General features: G+C 61.4%; 7 protein-coding genes. 1 reads left to right on the plus strand and 6 read right to left on the minus strand.

Features of this window, described 5'->3' with window-relative positions:
* The first annotated feature begins 866 nt into the window (after positions 1-866).
* On the plus strand, positions 867-1,238 hold the full coding sequence (locus EJA71_RS19750) for a DUF6124 family protein (protein ID WP_158959283.1): 372 nt from the start codon (positions 867-869) through the stop codon (positions 1,236-1,238).
* A 180-nt stretch (positions 1,239-1,418) separates the two neighbouring features.
* On the opposite strand, the gene EJA71_RS19755 is transcribed toward EJA71_RS19750, so the two are convergent.
* The 6 genes from EJA71_RS19755 to EJA71_RS19780 all read right to left on the minus strand — a co-directional run bounded on the left by EJA71_RS19755 (position 1,419) and on the right by EJA71_RS19780 (position 7,810).
* Positions 1,419-1,703 carry a type II toxin-antitoxin system RelE/ParE family toxin gene (locus EJA71_RS19755; RefSeq protein ID WP_158959284.1) on the minus strand — a complete coding sequence of 95 codons (285 nt, stop codon included), beginning with the start codon at positions 1,701-1,703 and terminating at the stop codon, positions 1,419-1,421.
* Positions 1,693-1,899, minus strand: coding sequence for an antitoxin (locus EJA71_RS19760; RefSeq protein ID WP_123463680.1), 207 nt, complete (start codon positions 1,897-1,899; stop codon positions 1,693-1,695). The genes EJA71_RS19755 and EJA71_RS19760 overlap by 11 nt, the downstream gene beginning before the upstream one ends.
* A 277-nt stretch (positions 1,900-2,176) precedes the next feature.
* Positions 2,177-3,628, minus strand: a complete 1,452-nt coding sequence (locus EJA71_RS19765; RefSeq protein ID WP_158959285.1) for a curlin — start codon at positions 3,626-3,628, stop codon at positions 2,177-2,179.
* 27 nt (positions 3,629-3,655) lie between these two features.
* A complete protein-coding gene (locus EJA71_RS19770) occupies positions 3,656-4,120 on the minus strand; it encodes a curlin (protein ID WP_103305806.1) in 465 nt (154 codons plus the stop codon).
* A 73-nt stretch (positions 4,121-4,193) separates the two neighbouring features.
* Positions 4,194-6,428, minus strand: a complete 2,235-nt coding sequence (locus EJA71_RS19775; RefSeq protein WP_158959286.1) for an Ig-like domain-containing protein — start codon at positions 6,426-6,428, stop codon at positions 4,194-4,196.
* Between the two features lie 35 nt (positions 6,429-6,463).
* Positions 6,464-7,810 carry a hypothetical protein gene (locus EJA71_RS19780; protein ID WP_158959287.1) on the minus strand — a complete coding sequence of 449 codons (1,347 nt, stop codon included), beginning with the start codon at positions 7,808-7,810 and terminating at the stop codon, positions 6,464-6,466.
* Positions 7,811-8,098 lie beyond the last annotated feature (288 nt).

The following is an 8,098-nucleotide window of genomic DNA, read 5'->3' on the forward strand; positions in this document are numbered from 1 at the left end:
CCTTCGCTGCGGGATCGATCCGGGCGCAGCGCCTACGGTTTGCTTCGCTGCACCTCCTCTCGCTGTGTTTGGCTGCGCCAAACGGTCGCTGCGCTCCCACGCCCGGATCAATCCCTCCACTCAGCCTGCCGACGTCGCCCGTGGGTCAAGATCAAAAGCTGCAGCCGAGCTAACGCTCATCCTGTTGAGTGGTGAGAAGCACGGCGTGCTTGGCTTTTGATCTTCGTAGGAGCTGAGCTTGCTCGCGAAGGCGGCCTGACAGCCGCCCAATCTCTTGCTGACAGCACGCGATTCAATTGTAGGAGTGAGCCTGCTCGCGATGGCTATCTCTCAGACTCAGTTGCCATTGCGGATGTACCCAAATCCTTGTGGGAGCTGGCTTGCCAGCGATGGCGATCTATGAGCCGGCCAATTCCCGCCGGTTGGGCACATTCACTGTAGGAGCTGCCGAAGGCTGCGATCTTTTGACTTTGATTTTTTAAGATCAAGATCAAAAGATCGCAGCCTGCGGCAGCTCCTACACATGCGTATTTCAATTCGGGATGTTTAAAGGATGTTTCGATTTTGCAGAACCTTCCCACAAGGTTTTCAGGTTGTCCGTCGGACGTCCGGTCTCTAGCCTGTGTTCGTCGCTGCCAAATCAGCGACCGGGCATGGAAACCCGAGGACACGAGAGAGCAGATACGCCTTTCATAACGTATGCTTGCGCACTTCATTGTGTGCACTCTGTTATGGCGGTTGTGCGCGGGAGACATTCGTGTCTGCCGGGTTGCTCTCTCCCGGATTTCCAGCCTGCGTACAGCTGCCACCCATTTTTCCTGGAAGTCGAATGGGCCAGCTGCAACTATCAGTGAGAGAGAATCACCATGAAAAAACCAACACCCAACCCCCCAGAACCAGACACCAACACCACATCCCCCTACGCCTCGGTCGACAGCAAAAAACTCCACGAAGCCGCCGACCGCGCCCTCGATTTTTACCTCAACCCCTCCGCCCACATCATGTCCAGCACCAACGAGCCGGAACCCATGTACCTCGCCAATCCCAGGTACAACACCGAATCCCTGCTGGCCAACGCCAGCGAAACCCTCGGTTCAGCCAGCGAAATGCTGATCAACTTCGCCGCCTCGCTGGAAACCTCACACCGCAAGACAGCATTGGGCATCGCACAAGTCGTCATGCTGGGCGAACTGGCGGTGAATCAAGCGCTGGATCACGTCGAGTTGAAGGATGGCTGATTGATCGTTCCCACGCGCAGCAAAGGAATGCAGCCCTTGACGCTCTGCGTCAAATTCGCGAGCTGGAACGCGGAGCGTCCCGAGAGGCATTCCCACGCGGAGCGTGGGAACGATCAAGATACAAAAAAACCGTACCTCCAGGGGAAGCACGGTTTCTTGTGTTGAGACGAGGAAGCGATCTTAACCGGGGTCGCGTCGAGGGTACTCCTGACGCGCATGCAAGATGCTCACAATCTCAATGTGGTCCGCCACTTGATAAACGACGAGATAGTTCGGGCTTACCACAATCTCTCGAGTGCCGGGAGAGCGGCCTTTGCGATACAGCTGTGGATGCCAACAAAGCGCAGATGTAGTTTTTACGACGGATTTGTGAAGTGCAGTCGCCGCTACAAAATTTCGCTCGCCAATGTACTTCAGGATTTTCGAGAGTTCGACCCGAGCCTTGGGTCGCCACTTAATCTGCATCAGCGCTTTTGCGCATTGATTCCATCAAGGCATTCATTTCCTCCATCACTTGTTCATGGGGAATACTCGGACGCGGATCATCGAGAGAGGCCTGTACTTCGGCCCGAAACCAACGGTCATAACTCGCAGCCTGCTCCTCGGGATCAAGATCCGAAACAACCGGGCACAGTGGGTCGATCAAGGACGGGTCGATCATAGAACCTCCGGGTTTGGTGCCTCGAAGTCTATTCGTTAACGGTATCGCTGTCGTCGCTGTCTGGATGAATTGCATGTAGGCCAAGCTCCATGAGGATCAAGTTGTCCCGGCAAATCCTAGAGCCTGCACTTCCGACGGCCAACCGCCAGAACTTGTCAGAAAACTCCCCGAATTTCTGAAAACGTTCCGTTTTCCGTAGGACGCAACTCAAGCGTCAGCGCAAAAAAAAACCGCGACCCCCCTCACCAGAGAATCGCGGCCCATCAACACCCAACCCCTACTGCTGCAAAACCGTCGCCTGGTTAGCCGATCCAAACTGCTGAATATTCGCCGTCTGCGTAACGCCACTCTGATCGACATTGGCAATGTTCCCCGTGCCGCCCTGGGTCACGTACGCCACGTTCATCGTATCCGCCTGCTTAACAGTGATCATGTTGTCACTGCCATACAGCTGCGCGGTGTATGCCTGGTTGCCCGAGCCCGATTGATCAAATTCGGCGCTGTTGCCGCTGCCATTCGAAGAACCCTGCACCAGGTTGCCGGTGCCGCGTTGATCGGAAATCAGAATGTTGTCGCTGCCATTCTGATCAAAGTACAGCTCGTTATAGGACTCAGCCTGACTGACCGTGGTCTTGTTGCCTGTCCCGGTTTGATTGGTGGTCATCACATGCCCGACGCCGTCCTGAGTGAAGCTGGCGATGTTGCCACTGCCTGCCTGAGTCACGGTTGCGCGTTGGCCGCTGCCGAATTGGCCGCCGTGTTGCGGGCCTTTCCAGTTGCTGGCGTAGACCTTGTTGTCGTTGCCCACGGAGGTGGCGTTGAGCACGTGGCTGTCGCCGTTCTGGTAGGTGAAGTGCACGTTGCCGTTGCCCACCTGGTACAGCGCCAGCGTCGAGTTGACCGATTCGAACTGGTCGGCGTAGATCGCGTTGGTGTTGCCGACCTGGGTGACGGCGGCGGCATTGTTTTCACCGAAGCTTTGGTCGACCACGGTTTCGTTGCTGTCGCCGTATTGGTTGACGGTGGCCTGGCTGGCGAGTTGCGAGTCTTGCCAGATTTCGCTGCCGTTGAGGTTGCCGAACTGGTTGATGGTGATGTTGCCGCCGGTGCCGTTGCGCTGGTCGCCGTAGGCGTAGTTGCTGTCGCCGGCCTGGTTGATGCCGATCTGGCCGCCGTTGTGCAGCACTTGTTCGGCGGTGCCGTAGTTGGCGGTGCCGTATTGGGTGATCACGGCGCTGTTGCCGGTGCCTTCATAGAGTTGCTCGATGTTGGCTTCGTTGCTGTCGCCAAACTGGAAGGTTTTGCCTTCGCTGCCGTTCTGCGAGTCCTGATAGACGAACGAGAAGTTGCCGGTGCCTTGCTGCTGTTGCAGCGCAGTGTTCGGTGAGCCGAAGCCCAATGACTGGCTGGCGTGGGTGGTGTTGAAGGCGCCGACCTGTTGCTGGGTGATGGTGCCGTTGTCTTCGTAAAGCTGTTCGGCGTAACCGGCGTTGTAGTCGCCGACGGCGTCCTGGGTGATCACGCTGCTGGCGTGGTCTTGCACGGCGGCGGCGTCGTTGCCCTGGCCCAGTTGGGTCTGGGTGGCGCTGCTGAACGGTGCCTGGGTCTGTTTCACGTCAGCGATGTTGGCCGTACCGGCCTGACTCTGGGTGGACAGGCTGTCGTCGGCCATGGCCTGGGCACTGATCATGACCAGGATGGCGGCGGTGAGGGGCGTCAGTTTGAACATGATGAACTCTCCGATGATTTGCAGTGCTTAGCGATATTGCTTGACCGAAACGCTCATGCCGTTGCCCGACTGGGTCACGGCGCTTTGCAGCCCCGTGCCGGCCTGCTCGATGCTGGCGTCGTTGTTGTTGCCGTTTTGCGAAATCTGCGCGCGGTTGTGGCTGCCGTTCTGCGTGATGGAGGCGGCGTTGCCGGAACCGTTCTGGTTGATCAGCGCCATCAGGTCGCTGCCCTGTTGCAGGATGTACGCCTCCTGATTGCTGCCCGACTGCACGATCTGCCCGAGCAGCGACTGACCGTTCTGTTGCAGCAGGGCGACGTTGGCCTGGCCGAGCTGATCGATCAGGGCTTGCTGACCCACGGGTGGGGGCAGTTCGCCGAGGTCGCTGCTGGTCGGGGCCAGGTCGTCGTTGTCCATCAGGTCGTCGGCACGCACGCCCGCACTGCTGCACAGCAGAAGCAGGCAAAGCAGGGCGGCGGTCGGCGTGTTCATGGCTCACATCCTGTCAGGCGTTAACCGGTTTCAATTCAGCCCCCAGCCACCCGAAAGTGGCTGGGGTGCTGGCTTACAGCGTGGTCACCGAGACTGTGCGCACGGTGCCCTGGGACGAGCGGATCGTCGCGGTCGGGTTGGCCGATGGCACCACCGTCGTGTTGTTCAGCGTCAGCCGCCAGCGCCCGGTCACCGGTACGGTGGTGGTGCCGAGGGTGACCAGCCCGGTCGGGGTGGTGACCTGCACGGTGATGGTGTTGCCGGTGGTCACTGACGAGGTGCCGGTGAAGTCCCAGTTGAAGCGTCCGCCGGAGCGTGCCTGCACCGTCGATGCGGTCACGGCGAAGGTTTCCGCCGCTGGCCGTGGCGACACTTGCACCGTGACCGTGGCCGGCGTCGACAGGGCGCCGAAGCTGTCCCGGGCGATGTAGGTGAAGGTCGTGGTGAACGCCGTGGTCACGGTGGCCGGTGGGGTGTAGGTGATCACCGTGCCGTCAGTGCTGACCGTGCCACGGCCGGCGGCCGGTTGGGTCAGGCTGGCGACGCCCAGCGGCACGTTGCCTTCCGGATCGGTGTCGTTGGCCAGCACGTTGATCGGGATCGCCACACCCAAGGTCGCAACGCTGTCGGCGACGGCGGTCGGTGACCGGTTTGGCGCGACGGTAATCGTCACGGTCGCCGGGTTGGCCGAGGCCAGGCCTTTGGCGTCTTGCGCCTTGTAGGTGAAGGTCGTAGTCAGTGGCGCATTCACCACCGCTGGCGGGGTGTAGACCACGGCAGCGGTGCCGCTCAGGGCGACGGTGCCTTGGCCGGCGGCCGGTTGCGTCAGTGCGGTGATGCCCAGCGGATTATCGCCATCGGGATCGCTGTCGTTGGTCAGCAGGCTGAGGGTGATCGGCACGCCGAAGCTGGTGCTGCCAGTGTCGGGGTTGCTGATTGGCGCCTGGTTTTCGCCGGTGTCCGGCGCAGTGCCGACCACGACGACAGACTCGGTGTCACTGCCACCGGCGGCGGATTTCACCGTCACGGTGGCCGGTGGCTGGGTCAGGTCGGCAACGGTGATGCGTTGCAGCGTGCCGGTTTTCGACAGACGCCCGTAGCCTTGGGCAACCATGTCCGGGATCGCCACTTCATCGGTCGATGTCGCTTCGATCAGCAGACTTTTGTTGGCCCAGCTGTAGCGCGCGGTCTGCACTTTCACCACGTCGGTGAGCTTGGCCGAGACAGCGGTCGGACGCGTGGTCCCGGCCGGGTTGGTCGCGGTCACGACCACCACTGGCGGCAGCGCGCCGTTGCTCAGGCGTTGGCCGAAGAACAGACCGGTGTTGTCACCCAGCAGGTTGGTCTGGCACGGCGTTGGTGGCGGGCCGGGGAGCAGCGCCACGCTTTCGCGGAAGCACAGGGTCGAGCTGGTGTCAGCCTTGGCGAACACTTCGGCACGTACACCCGCTGAGGTGCGGCGATAGGTGGCGCGATCGATTTCAACATGGGTTTGTTGACGGTTGTCGAGCACCTTGCCGGCGACCGTGAACAGGCTGGTCTGAATGGTGCCAGCGCCGGACGGCCCGACGATCCGCACGAAGTTGGTATCGAACGGGCTGCCGGTCACGGCTTCAGTGAGGTTCGGGTCACCGACGAACGTTTCGACGCTACCGGTGTCCGGATTTACTTCAGTGTAGGGGCCGTTGATGCTGCGCAGGAACGGGCCGATGGCACCGTTGAGTGTGCCTGTGAAGTCGCCCGGTGCACCGATGCCGATGTCTTTGGTGATGTTGATTGCACGGCGCCCAGGGGTGGTGACGTTGACCGTTTCCACGCCATACGGGTGAGTGATGACGTAGGTGCCGGCCACGGGAACGTTCACCCGGATGCGGATCCGCGCAAAACTTTGCTGATCGCCATCCGCAGGGTTTTCCGAGGCGAACGCCGCTTCGATCCCGGCGACATACGCGTCCATGCCAAAACCGGCACCGTTGTTGGGGATAGCGGTCTCGGCGAGGAACCAGAAGGCTTCCGGCGGCCAGTTGTCGGGGAACACCATCGGCAGGCTGTCGTCGTAGATGCCGGGTTCCGGCAACAGGGTGCACATGTAGGCCGGTGGCGTGGTGACGCCGACGCGCGAACTGGCGGCGCGGGACTGGCACAGTTCCATCGACAGATTATTGTTGTCCTGATACCACATCGGGAATTTCCCGGTGGCGAAGGTGTAGGGGCCGGGGTCGACGGCGGCGAGTTGCGCATAGGCACTGCCGGTCAGCGAGAGAGCGAGCCCGAGCGCGTTGAGCGCAAAGCGTGGCCACTTGTTCATGATGCCTCCTGATGCGGATCTGGGCATGTGAGCGTTCATTGCACGATGACCACTTCTTCGGTATCGCTGCCGCCGTTGGACGACGTCACGCGCACCTTGGCCGGTGGTATCGGCGAGATCCCGGTGGCCAGGCTTTTCACCGCGCCGTCGCCACTCAGCGCACCAATCGCGGCGCCGCTGATGGAGGTGGCGGTGAGCACCGGCGGCGAGGTTTCGTCACTGGTCGACGCCACTAGCGTCAGTTGCCCGGAGCTGAGGCTGTACTCGGCGCGCGAAATCACCACCAGGTCGGTCAGGTTCATGGGCAGGGTGGTCGGCGTGCTGCTGGCGATGGCCAGGTGGTTGTCAGCGGTGACTTGCAGGACGCTCGGCAAGGTCGGGTTGGCCGATGATTGCGCGTACCAGGCACCGGTGGAGTTGGCTTCGGTCATGTTCAGCACCGGGGTGGTGCTGGTCACGGCGACGGTGCCCGGCGCTGGCGGTGCGAGGACGAACACGTCTTGCTGCGCCACGGGTGCGCTGTCGCCGGCCTTGCGTGAGTAGGTGCTGCGCTGGGTGATCATTGGCGTTGGCCGCACCACCGTCGACAACTTGCCCGACACGGCAAACGTGTTCGAACGCAGATCCAGACCGTTCGGGCCTTCGATGCGTACGTAGTTGGTATTGAACGGGCTGCCAGTGACCGCCTCGCTGAGGTTCGGGTCGCCGACGAATTGTTCGGCGGCGCCGGTCACCGGGTTGGTCTCGGTGTACGGGCCGTTGACGCTGCGCAGGAACGGGCCGATGTCACCCTTGAGCGCGCCGTCGTAGGTTTTCGGCGTGCCGATGCCGATGTCGCGAGTCATGTTGATTGCGCGGCGGCCGGGGGTGTCGATGTTGAACACGTCGACGCCGTACGGGTGGGTGATCACGTAGGTGCCGGCGGTCGGCACGTCAACCCGAATGCGGATTCGCGCGAAGCTGACTTGATCGCCCTCGACCGGTTCTTCGGCAGCGAATGCGGCTTCGATGGCGCTGACGAAGGTCAGGTCGATGCCGCGTGCGGCGTCGACAAGGGTGGTCTCGCCGGTGAACCAGAACGCTTCATCGGGGAAGTTGCTCGGGAAGACGATCGGTTGCGCGTCATCGAACACGCCGGGCGTCGGCAGCAGCGAGCACATGTACGACGGCGCGCCGGGAGCGCTGGGCACCCGCGAGCTCAGTGCTTTGGACAGGCACAGATCCAGCGTGCGACCGTGGGTGTCCTGATACCAACTGGCGAAACCGCCGTTGGCTGGCGCGTACGGACCGGGGTCAACAGCAAACAAAGCGGCCTGAGCAATGCCCTGGGCCAAGGCGCTCACGACCAGGACGGTCGCGGTTTTGGACAGTAAAGGGTGCATGAGTTAATCCCTCTATCAAAGTACCTGCCCCTTGGGGATGGGTCAGTTGCACAGGGCCTGTACACCTTCCATGCCAAGGTGGGGTGGATAGGCGGGAGATGGGCGGATTAGAAGGGTTGGCGCGTGTGAGGCTGAGGTTTTCTGGCCGCGGGGAAAGGGCGTCATTCCCCAGGATTGGGGACGGTGGGGATACCCTCAATGGCCCGCTGTACACAAAACCCCTGTAGGAGCTGCCGAAGGCTGCGATCTTTTGATCTTGATTTAGAAACAGGATCAAAAGATCGCAGC

Origin of the sequence: Pseudomonas sp. PB106 (assembly GCF_009764645.1) — a bacterium.
In the GTDB taxonomy this organism is placed as follows: Bacteria; Pseudomonadota; Gammaproteobacteria; order Pseudomonadales; family Pseudomonadaceae; genus Aquipseudomonas.